This is a genomic window from Maribellus luteus, assembly GCF_003576475.1.
Lineage (GTDB): Bacteria > Bacteroidota > Bacteroidia > Bacteroidales > Prolixibacteraceae > Draconibacterium > Draconibacterium luteum.
Genome location: NZ_QWGR01000005.1, coordinates 80,511 through 97,420, shown reverse-complemented (window position 1 = coordinate 97,420; position 16,910 = coordinate 80,511). Strand labels below are relative to the sequence as shown.

The following is a 16,910-nucleotide window of genomic DNA, read 5'->3' as shown; positions in this document are numbered from 1 at the left end:
TTAAAAAATGATGAAGAGAATTTTAAGTCTGTTAATGCTTGTTGGTTCGTTGAATGTATTTGCCCAGTGGCAACCTGCCGGCGATAAAATTAAAACTTCGTGGGCTGATAAAATCGATGTAAACAATGTTTTGCCCGAATATCCCCGTCCTTTGATGGAACGCTCCGGCTGGCTTAATCTGAATGGTTTGTGGGAGTATGCAATTACAGCCGCGGGGCAAGCACAACCCGGAGAGTTTGACGGCGACATTTTGGTTCCGTTTGCGGTTGAGTCAAGTTTGTCAGGGGTGCAGAAGCGTGTGGGCGCCGAAAAAGAACTGTGGTACAAACGTACTTTTACAGTTCCATCTGCCTGGAAAGGCAAAAAAGTGCTGCTGCATTTTGGCGCCGTGGATTGGAAAGCCGATGTGTGGGTGAACGACATTAAAGTGGGGAACCACGAAGGGGGCTACGATGCTTTTTCGTTCGATGTAACGCCATTTCTTGCCAAATCAGGAGAACAAAGCCTGGTGGTAAAAGTATGGGACCCATCCGACAAAGGATACCAGCCACGCGGGAAACAGATTGGAAATCCACATGGAATCTGGTATACTCCGGTTACGGGCATATGGCAAACAGTGTGGTTGGAGCCTGTCGCTGAAAAGCACATTACAAGCGTGGTTGCAGTGCCTGATATCGATAACAACAGCCTGAAAGTGGATGCAGGTATTTGCGGCGCCTCGTACGGCGATATTTATGAAGTGGTGCTGAAAGATGCCGGAAATGTAGTATCAAGAGGAAAAGCGGTGGCCGGGCAATCGGTTGACCTGGCAGTTGCGGGCGCAAAATTGTGGAGCCCCGAATCGCCTTTTTTGTACGATCTGGAAGTAAAACTGATCAGTAACGGAAAAGCGGTGGACGAAGTGAAAAGTTACACCGCCATGCGCAAGGTTTCCTCAAAACGTGATGAAAACGGGATTGTGCGTTTGCAACTGAATAACAAGGATTATTTTCAGTTTGGCCCGCTCGATCAAGGGTGGTGGCCCGACGGACTGTACACGGCACCGACAGATGAAGCATTGAAATATGACATTGTTAAAACAAAAGATTTTGGCTTCAACATGATTCGCAAGCACGTAAAAGTGGAGCCGGCTCGTTGGTACACTCACTGCGACCAGCTGGGTATCCTGGTTTGGCAGGACATGCCTAACGGTGGTGAATCCCCGCGCTGGCAAAACCGCCAGTATTTTGACGGAACCGAGCTGAAACGTTCGCCTGAATCGGAAGCCAACTACCGCGCCGAGTGGAAGGAAATTATGGACGAACACATGTCGAATCCCTCGGTGGTTTGCTGGGTGCCGTTTAACGAAGCGTGGGGACAGTTCAAAACAGAAGAAATTGTGGAGTGGACCAAAGCGCACGACCCGAGCCGTTTGGTAAATCCTGCCAGTGGCGGAAACCATTACCGTGTGGGGGATATGCTGGACCTGCATAATTATCCCGGCCCCGAAATGTATTTGTACGACGGCAGCCGTGCCACGGTTTTGGGTGAATACGGCGGCATTGGCCTGGCTTTGGAAGGACACCTGTGGATGACCGACAAAAACTGGGGCTATGTTCAGTTTAAAAATTCAAAGGAAGTAACGGATAAATATGTTGAGTTTGCTGAGCAGCTGATCAAAATGGCAAGATCAGGATTTTCTGCAGCGGTTTACACACAAACTACCGATGTGGAAGGCGAGGTAAATGGCCTGATGACCTACGACCGGAAAGTGATTAAACTGGAAGAAGACCGCCTGCGGGCCATCAACCAGAAAGTTTGTAACGTGTTGGAAGATTAATACAGGTTAAAAGATAATCGGATTGGTATCCGGCAATAGAAAGATTCCCCTGAGAAATCGGGGGATTTTTTTTGTTTAGTCAACCGCATTTACACAGGCAGTAAATGCGAATGTTCAACATTCCCAGAACCTAACATTTTTCCCTTATCGTTTTGATGTAATATTCAGGATAACTCAGGAAACAAAAAGTTCGATAAAAAGCAGGGCAAACAAGCCGTACTCGCTCAAGTTGTCTTTTAAAAATTTGCGGGCTTTGGTAATGTGGTCTTCCACCGTTTTAACAGAAATCCCCAATTCGTCGGCAACTGCCTGGTTCGAAAAGCCTTTTTCTTTGCTTAAAACATACACTTTCTTTCTTTGCGGCGGCAACTGGTCAACCAGGTGAGTTATTTTTTCGGTTAAAAGATCATAGTTCACCCTCGATTCGGTGTCTATCGCATTTACCACTACTTTGTTCTTTAAATCTTCCAGGTATTGTTTCTCGGAGAGCTTTTTCCGGAAGACCGAAATAATGGTGTTTTTGGCAATGGTGAACAAATAAGCATTTAAATTAGAATCTTTGTTGAGCTTTTTTCGGTTTTCCCAGAGGTTGACAAATACTTCCTGTACAATGTCTAAAGCATCGGGTTCCGATTTTAAATAACCAAAAGCAAAATGGTAAAGCTTGGCACTGTATTTTTCATACAGTTCGTTTACCACTATCTTATCGCCGGAAATTAAGCGTTTTACCAGTTTAGCTTGATCCATTCTATTGTTTGTAGAGAGATGTAAAAGTATAAAAATGTTTTATTTCCTTTAATGATGAATGCCTTGCTTTGCAAGAAGGCTAAAGATAGAAAAACGAGTTTTTAAAAAAAATTTAAAACAGAGCAGGGGTTTTTACTCGCATGAACGTTTATAGTAACGACAATAAGGCTAATGAAAGGATTTTTTAAAAATTATTTGGAGAACAAGTGTTCCGAGAGCGAGTTTCTGGCTTTCATAAACATGTTTCTGAAGGCGGAAAAGCAGACGGAATTGGGGCAAAGTATGCAGGAACACTGGAAAGAAATGCCACTTGAGCTGGAAGCGCCCGACTTATCTCCGACCTTGCACAAAATTCACTTCGAAATAAATAACCGCGAACCGGGAGGGAAGCAAAGTAACAGGTTGATTACCTATCTGACCCGGATTGCGGCTGTACTTTTTATTCCGTTAACCATTGCTTTTTTTCTGAATATCAGGAAAGAACCATTAATGGAGGGAACCCAAACTATTTCAACACCCCTGGCTTCGAAAACAAATTTTACTCTTTCGGATGGATCGGTAGTTTACCTGAACGCTGGGTCATCGTTAAGTTTTCCTAAAAGTTTTTCCGGCGACAAACGTTTGGTGAAATTAGACGGGGAAGCTTATTTTGATGTGGCCCAAGGCAAGAGGCCGTTTGAAGTGGAAACTTCGTCATTAACCGTAGATGTGTATGGAACCGCCTTTAATGTAATGGCTTACAATAATGCATTGCCCGAGGTTACACTTGAAAGGGGAAAAGTGGCCGTAACAAGCAAAACCGGTGAACAGAAATTTTTAAATCCCGGCGAACAGGCCCGCATCGATACCATCAGTCACAGCATTGCTGTAAATACAGTGGAAACAAACTTGTTTACCTCGTGGATCAACAACAAATTGATCTTTAAAAATGAGCCGCTGGGAGATGTGATACAACGTCTGGAACGCTGGTACAATATTTCCATTGATATTCAGGATGAATTGCTGGCGCAAAAACGGCTCAACGCAACCATCGAATACGAATCGGTGAGTGAAGTAATGGATTTGCTGGAAATTACGCTTCCGCTCAAATTTGAATACAATAAAAACGAACGAAAACTGGTAATAAAAAATAACGAACCATAAAACTAAAAGAGGTGCCTATGACGTAAAACTATCGTGATCGATGTTCTATCGATTGTATTGTATTTGTAAAAATTGGAAGTGAGGAAGCCGCGAACCTCCCCACTTCCGAGACCAATAATTTATTCAAATTATTAATCACATCAATTCAAAATTATGAAAAAAAAGAGATTGAGAAAGATCCCTTTGGGTGATTTCTTTGTTAAAATTTTAAGAATTATGAAGTTAAGTCTTTTTATTTTGTGCTTAACCGTTTTTACCACAGTGGCTTCGGAGAGCTACTCGCAATCAACTAAACTATCGCTCGAACTGAGAGATGTTACCGTAAGTACGGTTTTAAAAGAGATAGAAGCGCAGAGTGAGTTTCGCTTTTTTTATTCAGAAGACATTGATACAAGGAGGGAAGTATCCGTAAATCTTGCGAATTCAAACATCATCGATGTGCTGGATAATATTTTTAACGGAACTGAGGTTGTCTATAAAATTGTTGGCCGCCAGGTGGCATTGTACAATAAAACCGGCGAAGAAGTAAGTTTACCCGCTACTCCGCAAACCCGCGAAGTAAAAGGAATCGTTTCCGATGCAGGTGGTTTGCCTCTGCCCGGAGTTACTGTAATAATAAAAGGGACCACACAGGGAACAGTGACCAATTTCGACGGAGAATACTCGATTAAAGGAGATATTGCCGCTGATGCTGTTTTGCAGTTTTCGTTTATTGGTATGCGCACCCAGGAAGTGCCGGTAGCCGGAAAAACATCGATCAATGTGCAGATGGTGGAAGAAACCATCGGGATTGACGAGGTAGTGGCCATCGGTTACGGAACCATGCGTAAACACGATGTTACGGGGTCAATCGCCCAGGCCAAAGGCGAAGAGTTGGTAAAAGCGCAGAGCTTTAGCGCCCTTGAAAACCTAAGAGGAAAAGTTTCGGGTGTTAACATCTATTCCAATTCATCGCAACCCGGCGCTTATCAGAGCCGTGTAGTAATCAGGGGATTATCTACCATTACTTCTTCATCCGATCCGCTTTACGTGGTTGACGGTGTGGTGATGGAAAACTTCGGACTGATGAACCCGAACGATATTGAGCGAATTGAAGTATTGAAAGACGCTTCAGCTGCTGCTATTTACGGTGCCCGCGGTGCCAACGGTGTAATTTTGGTTACTACCAAACGCGGGAAAAAAGATGGCGAAGGTGCCCGGGTAAGTTACCAGGGATCGACCAGCTTAAGCACCGTTGCCCGTTTTATGGATGTATTGAATGCCCAGGAATGGACCGACGCTTTTATGATCGGGCTGGCCAACGAAAATGAATACATGGGAAAAGATTGGTCGCTTAACCGCGCCGATTGGTTCACCGACCGGAATTATTTTGACGAGAACGGAAATCCTTTGTACGATACTGACTGGCAGAGAGAAGCCACCAGAACTGCAATTTCGCACAACCACCAGTTGAATGTGCAGCAAGCAGGCAAAAACTCTTCAACAGGTGCCTTCCTGAACTTTACGGATCATCAGGGAGTGGTAAACAACACATACAGCAAACGTGTGAATGCAAAACTGTCTTTTGATGCCGATCCTAAAGAATGGATGTCTACAGCCATTAACCTGATGGTGAATCACTCTTGGGGCCGTTATACTCCTGAAACAGGTGGCGGACAGGAAGCCCGTCGTACCATGATTGAGATGCTGCCCTGGCTACCAGTAAGAGATGCTGCCGGAAACTACACTACTTCTTCCAGCTCGTCGATGTCCGATACATTTGGTTTTGAAGGGATGTCTAACCCGGCCATGATTCTGGATTTGCAGAAAAGAATGAGGTACAATACGCAGATCTTCGGGAATGCGGCTCTTACTTTCCATTTGGCTGATGGTTTGGATCTGAAAACCCAATTGGGGATCGACAATCACAACAGAACCAACAAAGGGTACTCTTCCATTGCATTGAATAATATTTCGATGCCAAACGGATGGGCCTATATCAATCATACCAATACCTTTTACTGGCAGGAAGAAACTTACCTGACATACCAGAAAGTATTTGAATCGCATCGGTTAAATGCCATGGCAGGTCTTTCGTGGCAGGAACGTACTTCCAATTACGACAGTTCGTACACCGAAGGATTTAGCGACGACTTTTTTGAATGGAATAACATGGGAGCCGGAACAAATCCGTCTGCGCCATCATCCAGCCACGACCGCTGGGCTATGAACTCTTACTTCCTGCGTTTGGCCTATACTTACAACGATAAGTATTCAGTAACAATGACCGGTCGTTACGATGGCTCATCGAAATTTGGAGAAAATAACAAATACGCATTTTTCCCATCGGCAGGTTTGGCCTGGAACGCATCGCAGGAAGATTTCCTGAAAGACAATGCTACAATCAGCATGCTGAAATTTCATACAAGTTACGGGTTAACCGGTAACTCTGAAATCTCTACTTATAAGTCATTGGCGTCAGTTGGCTCGGGAACATTGTTGCTTGATGGTTCCAGATCACCATATTCGTACATCAACTCAATTGCCAACCCTGATCTGAAGTGGGAAAAAACAGCTCAATTCGACTTTGGTTTTAATTTAGGTTTGTTTGACAACGGTGTGAATTTTGATATTTCTTATTACCACAAGAAAACAACCGACCTCTTGCTCGAAACGCCGCTACCAACCTCTTCAGGCTTTAGTTCTATCTTCAAAAACATTGGCTCGGTTCAAAACCAGGGGCTCGATATGATGGTGAATGCAACCCCGGTAAGAACCAGCGATTTTTCGTGGGATATTAATTTGAACCTGAACTACAATAAAAACAAGATTCTTCATTTGGGAGACAACGACGAAGATATTGAAATGAATTACTGGGTAGGTGGTTCGGAAAGTATTTTACGTGTGGGTGAAAACCTGAGTAGTTTCTACGGATACAAAAGATTGGGCGTTTACACCATCGAAGATTACGAAGCCGGTGATTGCAAAAAAAGCGATATTGGCCGTGCCAAACGTTCGACCGAAAAAGAAATCATTGGTAAAGGAATGCCGGACTGGACAGGTAGTTTGATCAACACCTTTAACTATCGGAATTTCGATTTAACCGTTGATTTACAGTTTGTATGGGGCGTTGAAACCATGCAGCAGTTCTACCATTCAACTTACGACCGTTTTGGAATTACCAACGGGCTGTCAGAGATTTTGTACGATGCTTACGATGGAACCAATCCATATACCATGCAGCAGGCTATTTATTTGAGTAACTCAGGTCATGCAGGCCAAAATACAACCGTAGATTCGGGCTGGATTGCCGATGGTTCTTACCTGAGAGCCAACCTTATTCAGTTGGGTTACACGTTCTCCAATGCCAAATGCCAGTCTCTGGGAATTTCAGCATTGCGTTTATACACCAGTGTAAACAATGCTTTCCTGCTTACTTCGAAAGATTTCAACGGGTATGATCCAGAAGCAACCTCGCAGGGCGATAACTCCAGTGCTAAATTTGGACAGAACATGACCTTCTTTTCTTATCCGAGAGCCCGAACATGGACATTTGGATTAAACGTAACATTTTAATGAATTTTAAAACGATAACTACTATGAGAAAAATAATAGTATTCTTATCACTGAGCCTTGTTTACCTGACATCGTGTACCGACTTTTTGGATGAAAATCCAAAATCATCCATAACCGGTGACAATTTTTATAAAACGGAAACGCAGGCTTTGGAAAATGTGAACTATTTATACCGCATCGGAGCCACAAGGCGTATTTCACAAGCAGCAAGTGCGTACATTGGGCCGAAGGCTTCAATTCCTGGAATGTTGACAGGCTATTTTAGCAATAGTTACGAAGGTCAGGAAGTAGTTTGCAAGTATTCGCGCTTGTTAACCCGCCAGGAGCATACCAATGAAATTTCCAACACATCGGATGATATCTGGGATAACTGTTACGCTGCCATTAATGTTGCCAACAATGCAATTGTAAGCATTCCCAACATTCAGATGGATCCCAACAATGCAAGCAAACTATCGGCTGAAGCCAAATTCTTCAGGGCCTTCAACTATTTTTACCTGGTAAAAACATTTGGTGATGTGCCTTTGTTGCTCGAGCCTTCAACCCTGGAAAATCTTTATCCGGAAAGAACGGCTGCTTCGGCTGTTTTCGCGCAAATTGAGGAAGATTTAAAGGATGCAGTGGACACTTTGCCCGAAGTAACCTTTGCCAACAACGGACACCGTATTTCAAAATACGTTGCTGCCATGGCGCTGGCTGATGTTTACTTCTACCAGGGAGATTATGCCAATGCAAAAATCTATGCAAAAATTGTTGTTGAGTCGCCTCACGCACTTACGGCGAATACCGATTTGGAAGGTAACAGTGCTTTCAATCAACTGCGTTCAACCGACGATCTTAATGAGGTTATCTATGCGCAGGAATACGATGCAGGCATTTCCAATGGCAGCTGGTGGCCAACGTATGCGTTCTCTTCTTCTGCAACGGCGGTATTTGGCACCTATTCTATTTTTGAAAGAGTGTACGGTCCAACCGATCAGTTTTTGAATGTGTATGAAGGAAACGATCTTCGTATTCAACCCAACCAGTTTTTCCATTGGACTTATACCAATCCGAACAACGGCAAAACCTGGACAGCTCCGGAAGGACAGGCAGGTTGCTGGTATTATTTTGATGAAGGAGCTTTGTTGTCTACCGGTATTAGTACAAAAGACTGGAATTTTTACCGTCTGGCAGAAGCTTACCTGGATTATGCTGAATCAATTGCTCAAACAGAAGGAGTAACCGATGAAGCAGCTACATATCTGGCTAAAGTTCAGGTGCGTGCTGCTACTGAGGGAGAAACAGAAGCGGAGATCAAAGCGGGTTTGCTGGCTTTGTCAAAAGAAGATTTTATTGAAGCTTGCTGGACAGAAAGAATCCGCGAATTCCCGCTGGAGTTTAAATTGTGGGACGACTGCGTAAGAACAATGAAATTCCCGGTTATCTCTGAAACAGAGAAAGGCAAGGTTACTTATGTTGACCTGATTGGTGCCCAAAACGCAACGGGAGCCACAATCAAACAAACCGACCTGGCTTTCCCTATTTCATTGAGCGAATTGCAACGTAACCCGAACCTGGTTCAGAACGAAGGTTACGCCAGTAAATAAAAACAGCATCAGAACGTGCTGATATAAAGTACTTTTTCAACAGCCGGCGGGAGTTTTTCTGCCGGCTGTTAACTATATATTGCTTAACTTGCTGAGCACAGCATAAATTAATTTTTGGACAGTCTTTTTTATGAAATGAGGAAAGCCGCTTGTATACTGATTGTACTTTTTTCTGTTTTGTCAGCTTGTACGCATTCGAACAGGAAATTTACCCCATATGTAAATCCTTTTCTGGGAACAGCGCCACTGCAAGACAGCATCGATTGTGGTTACAATCCGCCCAATGACTGGCGGGTGTGGGCCGGGCTTACTTACCCGGGAGCTTCGTTGCCCAACGCAATGGTACAATTGAGTCCGCTTACCGAGTGGCACAGCGGTGCCGGCTATGAATACGAGGATACGGTAATTTACGCTTTTACACACACCAATAAAGGACACTGGAATTTGTGTCACATTCCGCTTCTACCGGTGACCGAAAATTTCACCAGCGATGATTTCGCTTCTGCTTTTAGTCATAAAAATGAGTCAGCCGAACCGGGTTACTACCAGGTGTACCTGGAGCGCTACGGAATTAATGCTGAACTGACTACAACACTTCGTTGTGGTTTTCATTCGTACCATTACCCCAAAGACAAACCGCAAAAACTGGTTGTGAACCTTGCCCGGTCGAACGAGCGGGTGCAGGACTGGCACATTGAACAAGAGGGTGACCATGTTTTTAAAGGTTTTCAGAAAACAGGGGATAAGATATTTTTCTATGCCGAAACCAACCGGACCATAGTAAACCTTGAAACAACCGGCGACGGATCTCGAAAAGTCGCCGTTGTTTCTTTTGATAACAGCGAATCAGAAAAGCCGGTAGAAATTAAACTGGCACTTTCGTTTGTCAGTGCCGAAAATGCCCGGCAAAACCTGGAGGCCGAACTTTCGGGTAAAAGTTTTAGCCAGGTAAAAAAAGAGGCCTCCCAAATCTGGGAAGATCTGCTTTCAAAAATAAAAGTAACAGGTGGCAGCGAGCGCGAAAAGGAACTGTTCTACTCTTCGCTCTACCGCTCGTTTTTGTGGCCCGCCCTTCGCAGCGATGTAAATGGTGATTTTACCGATGCCGCCGGAAACGTGGTAAACAAAGGTTTCCGTTATTACACAAATCCATCACTCTGGGATACCTACCGCAATAAACTGGTTTTACTGGGTATGTTGGCGCCCGATGTTACGGCCGATGTTATTCAGTCGTTGATTGATAAAGGTGAAAAATCCGGGTTTATGCCTACTTTTTTTCACGGCGACCATGCTGCACCATTTATTGCCGGTTCCTATCTGCGCGGAATAAAAGGATACGATATTGATAAAGCTTACGAGTTATTGCTTAACAATGCAACCAAAGAAGGAGGTACGCGGCCTTATATTTCGGAATACATTGCGAAAGGATACATTTCAACACCCGTAGTTGAGTATCCGCATGTGGAAACCAAGGCAAAGGCGGGTGTAACCAAAACCCTCGAATATGCCTACGATGACTACTCTCTTGCACTTCTTGCCAAAGCACTGGGAAAAAACGGGGATTACGAAATGCTGATGAAGCGAAGCCGGAATTATAAAAATCTGTTCGATCCTTCCAGCGGATTAATGCGTGGGCGTCTGGATAACGGGGATTGGGTAAACAATTTCAATCCTGAATATCCGTATTACGAATACATGTACCGGGAAGCCAATGCATGGCAGTCTTCCTTTTTTGCACCGCACGATACCAGGGGGCTGATAAGTCTTTATTCCAGTGAAACTGCTTTTGAAAACAAGCTTGATTCCCTGTTTTCAATTCCTTGGAAGGGGAATTACATCGCACGCAATGTATCCTCGTTTTTCGGGCAGTATTGCCACGGCAATCAACCGGATCACAGCTTTCCGTATTTGTACACATTTATTGGCAAACAGGAGAAGTCTCAGGTTGTTCTCGACAGTATAATGAACCGTTTCTACGGAATGGGAGAACATGGACTGGCGCTTTGCGGAATGGATGATGCGGGTGAAATGTCGTCGTGGTACGTGTTTGCAGCCATGGGCTTTTATCCGTATTCGCCGGCCGACGCCGAATACATCGTATCAGTCCCGCTTTTCGATAAAGTGGAACTGGCGTTAAAAAAGGCAAAAAACACGGTGATCCAAAAACAAAATTCAGGGAATAGAATCCAGGATATTACTTTTGAAAATTCAAGAATCAGCGGGTATTTCATCTCTCACGAACAACTTGCGGGAGGTGGAACCATCCTTATTAAAACAGAGTAGAAACAAAAAATACCGACAAATGACTAACAGAAGAGATTTTTTGAAAAAGGGAACCCTTGCCGTAGCTGGTGCATCCCTCATGGGGACGAATCATTTATGGGCGGTACCGGTTGAGCAGAAATATGTAAGCAACCGTCCGGCTCCGGGGAAAAGACATTTTACTTCAGAAGCAGTGGAGAAAACCATTGCGTCAGTAAAAGCAAAAATCAAGGATCCGAAACTGGCCTGGATGTTTGAAAACTGTTTTCCGAACACCCTGGATACCACGGTTGAGTTTGGGACATTGAACGGAAAACCGGATACTTTTGTGATTACCGGCGATATTCATGCGATGTGGTTGCGCGATTCTACAGCCCAGGTGTGGCCTTACATGCCATTGGCGGGTGAAGATAAAGAATTGAAAAAATTACTGGCGGGCGTGGTGCATCGTCAAACGCAATGTATTCTGCTCGATCCGTATGCCAATGCTTTCAATAAAACCAAGGAAAAAGAAGTGCACTGGATGAGCGACCATACCGACATGAAACCGGGTTTGCACGAACGTAAATGGGAAATCGATTCGCTGGCGTATGCCGTTCGTTTGGCTTATAATTACTGGAAGACCACAGGTGATACGTCTGTTTTTGACGCCGACTGGCAAAAAGCAGCCCAATTGATTGTAAAAACATTTAAGGAGCAACAGCGCAAAGAGGATCACGGCCCATATGTGTTTATGCGCACCACCGATCGTCAGTTGGATACTGTTTCAAACGGTGGTTACGGACGTCCGTTAAAACCGGTAGGGCTGATCAACTCAACGTTCCGCCCTTCGGATGATGCCACCACCTATGGCTTTCTGATTCCATCGAATTTGTTTGCGGTAGTTTCGCTTCGTCAGCTGGCTGAAATCAGCACCCAGATCACGGGAGACAAAGCTTTTGCAAAAGAATGTAAAGATCTTGCCGATGAGGTGGAGAAGGCCATTGAAAAGTATGGCATTGTGGAACATCCGCGTCATGGAAAAGTGTATGCTTTTGAAGTAGACGGTTTTGGCAACCATGTTTTTATGGACGATGCCAATGTGCCCAGCTTGTTGGCGCTTCCATATTTGGGGTTGGTCGACCTGAATGACCGGGTTTACCAGAATACGCGTAACCTGGTTTGGAGTACCGACAACCCGTATTTCTTCCAGGGAAAAGCTGCTGAGGGAATTGGCGGACCACACGTTGGTTACGACATGGTTTGGCCGATGAGTATTATCATGAAAGCTATGACCAGCAACGATGACAAGGAAATCAGCTGGTGTGTAAAAACGCTTCGCAACACCGATGCGGATACCGGTTTTATGCACGAAACCTTCCACAAGGATGACCCTTCGAATTTCACCCGTTCGTGGTTTGCGTGGGCAAACACTTTGTTTGGCGAACTGATCCTGAAACTGGTGAACGAAGGAAAAACGGATTTGCTCAACAGTCTTTCATAGAAACATTCAGTTGAATCAGTGAGACTATGATTTTGTTTTTCAAAATCATTTAGCCGAACTGATCCCGAGCGAAGACGAGGGATCTCATGGGGTATATTCTCCGCACCTTGTTGCGAGGAGTCTCATTAAAATAATAAACCCGGGTTGGCAGTGCTTTCCCGGGTTTATTTTTTTGTTTGCTGAAGTTTGTGGAAAGCCCTAAGCCATAATGCCTTTTCCCCTTACAAAGACAGTCCGGACAGTGACGATTTTGTCTGGTTTTACAACAACCGCAAAACTCTTTTTCAGAAAGAGGTTTCGATGTTGAAGTTGTATGAATAAACGGAAGCAAGGGGAGGGGGTTAGTCATTTCCCGGTTTAGTAAATCATTTTCCGAATCACATCTTCCGGACTTACTAACTCTCCCGAAACATTAATTTGCGAAAAATAATTGTACCAACCTGCAGTAGCAATGGCGGTTTCAAACTCTTCCATTGTTTCGCAATCGGGAAACTTCCAAACGGCAAAAAAATCAAACTCGGCTCTGTTGACGGTAGACGGTTTATTGGTTCCCCAACCAACAATCTCAACGTCTTTACCGAGTAGCTCTGCCATGTGTGGGCCAATCTGGTTCAGGTAACTTTCCTTCTCATTTTTTGGAAGCTTTTTCCATATTTCCTTTTCTTTCCAAAGTTCGATGTAACATTCCATATTGTTGTTTTTTGAAAGTGCAGCATTGAAAGTATTGCCAATCAATTCTTTCATACGTTTACTTCCTTAAATTAGTTGGGAGTTTTTTTTCTTCATGGCCGGAAAAGTCAAAGAATGATCAAAATTGACTTTTGATGACAGTGGGGAATAAGTGTGTTGGCAGATTTAAGGTTGACGGAGTATCAGTAAAGTTCCTTTTCTATTACGCCAATTGCGCGAATGAAGTCTCTTTCATGGAACAGCCGGATTTGATTTTGCCGAAGGACCTTTCTCACTTCTTTTTTCTTTACTCCGAAGAGATTTAGAAAGGGGGTGCGTTTCAATTTGAATTTTTCAAAGTCGTTACCCGGAAAGATGAGGTAGTAATCGGTGCGCATTTCAAAGCTTGTATTGCGCATGAAACCAAGCTTATCTCTGTAAGCGGGAACCTTTTTTTCGATGGTTTGGTACAAAATGACAATTTTTAATTTCCCGTCATAAAGCATTTTGAAGTAATGGCTATCTTCCGGATCATCTTTCCGTTGCAATTTTTGAAACGACATCAGGTTATCAATTACAGAATAAAAGCCAAATTCCTTTATAACGTTTTTGTCGAGTTCAATCATGGACATAGAGCGATTGTGAAGACAAATTACTTCGTTTTTATAGGTGTTAAACTTTAAGCGTAAACTGTCGTATCGATCTTTGTTTTCGAGTATTACGTAGCCCAATTGCCATTTGTCGTCCATAAACTCTGATCCCGAGGGCACATAGAGCGGATAAAACTGTTTTCCGGGAAGTTTATATTTTGTTGAATTGGCTTCCGTTGTCAGCGTAAAACCCTGGATGGTAATTTGCGCATGAATCTGGACTCCCGCAAAAATCAGTAAACATGTTACAATGGTTTTTAGTCGTTTTTGCATGGCTTTCAATCTAAGTGGATTACTTTCCGGGTTTTGACAATACGCTTGTCTTTACAAACAGCAATTACTTCAATCAAAAAATCGCCTTTGATATCTGACCGCTCAAAACGAAAGTTTATCGGATCGGCAAGTTCGGTCCGGTGTTCCCTGTAAAAAACGGTTCTGAAATCAGGGATATTTTTACTTTGAGGAGATTGATTGTGTAGAGTTGGTGTTAAAGCAGGTTGAATAAACGTGTATTTAAATATATTTAGCTCCGGAACGGATTCAACCCAACCGAGCGTTGGATTTTTACTGTAAACCGCCAGAACTCCATCAAAACTGATATCTCCAAAATACCTTTTGAAGTACACAGCATCAATTTTTTCAATGGTTTGAGTATTCAGTTTCGAGAGCAGTTTTGGATCAAAGATGGGTATTCCGTCCATTAGTTTTAATGGCTCACTGTTGAAAATAGACCTGTTTCCCCGGTTGAGCAAGCGAATGCTTACCTCATCTTTCTTTTCCCGGTATTGAACACCGTTCAGGATTTCGCGGGATATCTCCTGAAAATTGGGTAAATCAATAAATAATTCGGGATAGAAAGTAAACGTTGGCGGGCCGTAAAACGGATACTGAAAATCTTTGCTGATTGAAAACGAATCAGCAGGCAGTGATCTGTATCCTTTATAAATCCGACTAAAATATGCTGCTTTTACAAGGTCGGATGCAAAAGTGTTCTGAGCAAGCGTTAATATTTGGCGGGTTGTTGAGATTCCCTCTGTTTCAATATAATTGCCCAAAAGTTCGATTCTGTTTTCCCTGGCTTGTTTTGATACCTCCTGAATAACGATGTCTCCTTTTCCAACAGCGTTTCTGACATAGAAATAGAATCTTCCCTGCTCATCTGAAACACAATAATCAAAATAAGGTAGGGTGTCGGCTATACTAAGAAAAACAGGGGTGTTTTTTACCGGAGTTTCCGTTTGGTTTTGCACAATCCGGCCGCTTATAAGAATACCATTGTTTTCGCGTACCGGCATATATGCATTCTGCATTGAAGGATCAGGACGAGATTCGATCGCCTTAGTAAATTGGTCTGCAAACGGATCGAACAAACGCGCCGTAACAATCATTTCAAGAGCTTCTGAGCGCAAGGATTTCTCCACGTTTACATCCACTTCAACTGTTTTGCTTTTTCCGCTGTGCGGAGTGGCTGCAATTGAAATGCCTTCGTCAGAATTCTTTTCAGGAAGATCGATATCAGGAATGTTAAATTCCGAAATGTTTTCATCGAAACGGTTGTATACAACCAGCAAGCGTGTAAAGAAGACTGCAGATGGATTTTTTTTCTGCACATTACTAAAAGCTTTTAAAGCATAAATTCCGGTCGAAAGCGAATCGGGAACAAGAAGATAGCCGGAACCACTGTTTTTGTCGCTTGCTACCGAGACCTTTGTAATGTGGTTGCTTCTGAGATCATCCAGTTGAATATGAATGATGTTGTTTGTGTTATCTGTGCCGTTACCGGAAATAACCGCGCTAAACCATACCGTATCTCCTGAAACACAAAAGGTGCGGTCGGGAAACAAATGAATTTGTTCCTGCGCCCCTGCACGAAAAGAGAGCAGGCCGGTAACAATCGTTATAATACAAATTAGCTGTTTCATTCGCTCATGTATATTGAATCCCAAAATTCCGGTTTCACATTTTTTATTGCTCCTTGGGTTGGGATGTAAACATTTTTCGGAATTCGTCTGATGGTCTGCTTTTCCAAAGACGGGTAATACATCAGGTAGTATCTGCTTTCAGCATATGAAGAAATCTCGAAATTTCCCAGCACAACTTCGTCCGGATCTGTGAGGCATTTTATGTTTCCGTTCGCTTGTATATATACCGGGTCGAAGATTCTGCCTTGCGCATCCAACTGGTTGTTCAAGTCTTTGTAATACTCATGGGTGTCCTCATTTAATCCATATTGATGCACAATGTATATCCATCCCGAAAAAAGAACAGTATCGGGTATGATTCTGAAATAATCCGAGGTGAAAAATTCAAGCGGATGTTTGCTAATGTCTTTTTCTGTGCTGTATTCGGGTGGCCCGGCAATATTAAAACTGCCGGTTGGATACAACGATTTCCAGGAATATATGGGCCTTGTTTCCATATTGTCAATAATGAGGGTGTCGTAGTGATTAACGTAAAGTAATACTTTTCGGGCGTAAAAGCGATAATGACTTACCTGGCCATCATTGTTTATATTAGCGTATGCACGCACTCCTTTTTCTTTTATAATATCTTCTTTGTCGTTGGCTGCTCCTGATATCTTTATGTCGGTCGTAAATTCTGCATAAACTGAATCAAGTTTTGGCGTTTCCGGAACGGCTTGCATCCTTGATTCATATATTTTTCCATCAAGTTCAATTTGAAGTTGATAACTTAGGCTTTTGTCTAACTTATAATCCAGCAGATAAGTGCCATTGCTCATTTCAATAAAAGGAATTTTATGGTGCAGGTTGTCTGTCAGGTAGATTTTAGCTCCACTTACCGAAGGATATGTTTTGTTTTCGCTGTTGAACCCGTGCGAACGGTACAGTTTGATGGTGTTTTGCTGTAGCTCGGCATTGAGAGCAGCTTCCACCACAAGTTTATTATCGACTTCTTCCAGATCGGGATGATAAATCTCTTCACATGCCAGGATTGTAGACAGCATCAGCAATATGATAATCAATCTTTTCATG

Annotated in this window: 11 protein-coding genes; 6 read left to right on the top strand and 5 right to left on the bottom strand. The window is 43.3% G+C overall.

The annotated features are described in order from the left end of the window. Nucleotides 1-7: 7 nt before the first annotated feature. A complete protein-coding gene (locus D1614_RS10630; RefSeq protein ID WP_119437911.1) occupies nucleotides 8-1,819 on the top strand; it encodes a glycoside hydrolase family 2 protein in 1,812 nt (603 codons plus the stop codon). Between the two features lie 174 nt (nucleotides 1,820-1,993). On the opposite strand, the gene D1614_RS10625 is transcribed toward D1614_RS10630, so the two are convergent. Then, a complete protein-coding gene (locus D1614_RS10625; protein ID WP_119437910.1) occupies nucleotides 1,994-2,566 on the bottom strand; it encodes an RNA polymerase sigma factor in 573 nt (190 codons plus the stop codon). Nucleotides 2,567-2,806: 240 nt separating this feature from the next. Here D1614_RS10625 and D1614_RS10620 point away from each other — a divergent pair, with 240 nt between their 5' ends. From D1614_RS10620 to D1614_RS10600, 5 genes are all read left to right on the top strand, one after another. Beyond that, on the top strand, nucleotides 2,807-3,709 hold the full coding sequence (locus tag D1614_RS10620; protein WP_162304470.1) for a FecR family protein: 903 nt from the start codon (nucleotides 2,807-2,809) through the stop codon (nucleotides 3,707-3,709). 216 nt (nucleotides 3,710-3,925) lie between these two features. Then, nucleotides 3,926-7,264, top strand: a complete 3,339-nt coding sequence (locus D1614_RS10615) for a TonB-dependent receptor (RefSeq protein WP_119438159.1) — start codon at nucleotides 3,926-3,928, stop codon at nucleotides 7,262-7,264. Between the two features lie 23 nt (nucleotides 7,265-7,287). Beyond that, the gene (locus D1614_RS10610) at nucleotides 7,288-8,853 is read left to right on the top strand and encodes a RagB/SusD family nutrient uptake outer membrane protein (RefSeq protein ID WP_119438158.1); all 1,566 of its coding nucleotides are present in this window, start codon (nucleotides 7,288-7,290) and stop codon (nucleotides 8,851-8,853) included. 135 nt (nucleotides 8,854-8,988) lie between these two features. Further along, nucleotides 8,989-11,136, top strand: a complete 2,148-nt coding sequence (locus D1614_RS10605) for a GH92 family glycosyl hydrolase (protein WP_119437908.1) — start codon at nucleotides 8,989-8,991, stop codon at nucleotides 11,134-11,136. Nucleotides 11,137-11,155: 19 nt separating this feature from the next. Then, nucleotides 11,156-12,598, top strand: coding sequence for a glycoside hydrolase family 125 protein (locus D1614_RS10600; RefSeq protein ID WP_119437907.1), 1,443 nt, complete (start codon nucleotides 11,156-11,158; stop codon nucleotides 12,596-12,598). Between the two features lie 357 nt (nucleotides 12,599-12,955). Here D1614_RS10600 and D1614_RS10595 read toward each other — a convergent pair whose 3' ends face one another. From D1614_RS10595 to D1614_RS10580, 4 genes are all read right to left on the bottom strand, one after another. Next, a complete protein-coding gene (locus tag D1614_RS10595; RefSeq protein WP_119437906.1) occupies nucleotides 12,956-13,342 on the bottom strand; it encodes a DUF6616 family protein in 387 nt (128 codons plus the stop codon). 128 nt (nucleotides 13,343-13,470) lie between these two features. Next, nucleotides 13,471-14,190: a hypothetical protein gene (locus D1614_RS10590; RefSeq protein WP_147384159.1), complete on the bottom strand. Its 720-nt coding sequence runs from the start codon at nucleotides 14,188-14,190 to the stop codon at nucleotides 13,471-13,473. A gap of 5 nt (nucleotides 14,191-14,195) precedes the next feature. Then, on the bottom strand, nucleotides 14,196-15,839 hold the full coding sequence (locus D1614_RS10585; RefSeq protein ID WP_119437904.1) for a hypothetical protein: 1,644 nt from the start codon (nucleotides 15,837-15,839) through the stop codon (nucleotides 14,196-14,198). After that, entirely contained in the window at nucleotides 15,836-16,909 is a 1,074-nt protein-coding gene (locus D1614_RS10580; RefSeq protein WP_119437903.1) for a DUF4249 domain-containing protein, read from the bottom strand. The genes D1614_RS10585 and D1614_RS10580 overlap by 4 nt, the downstream gene beginning before the upstream one ends. Between the last annotated feature and the right edge of the window lies 1 nt (nucleotide 16,910).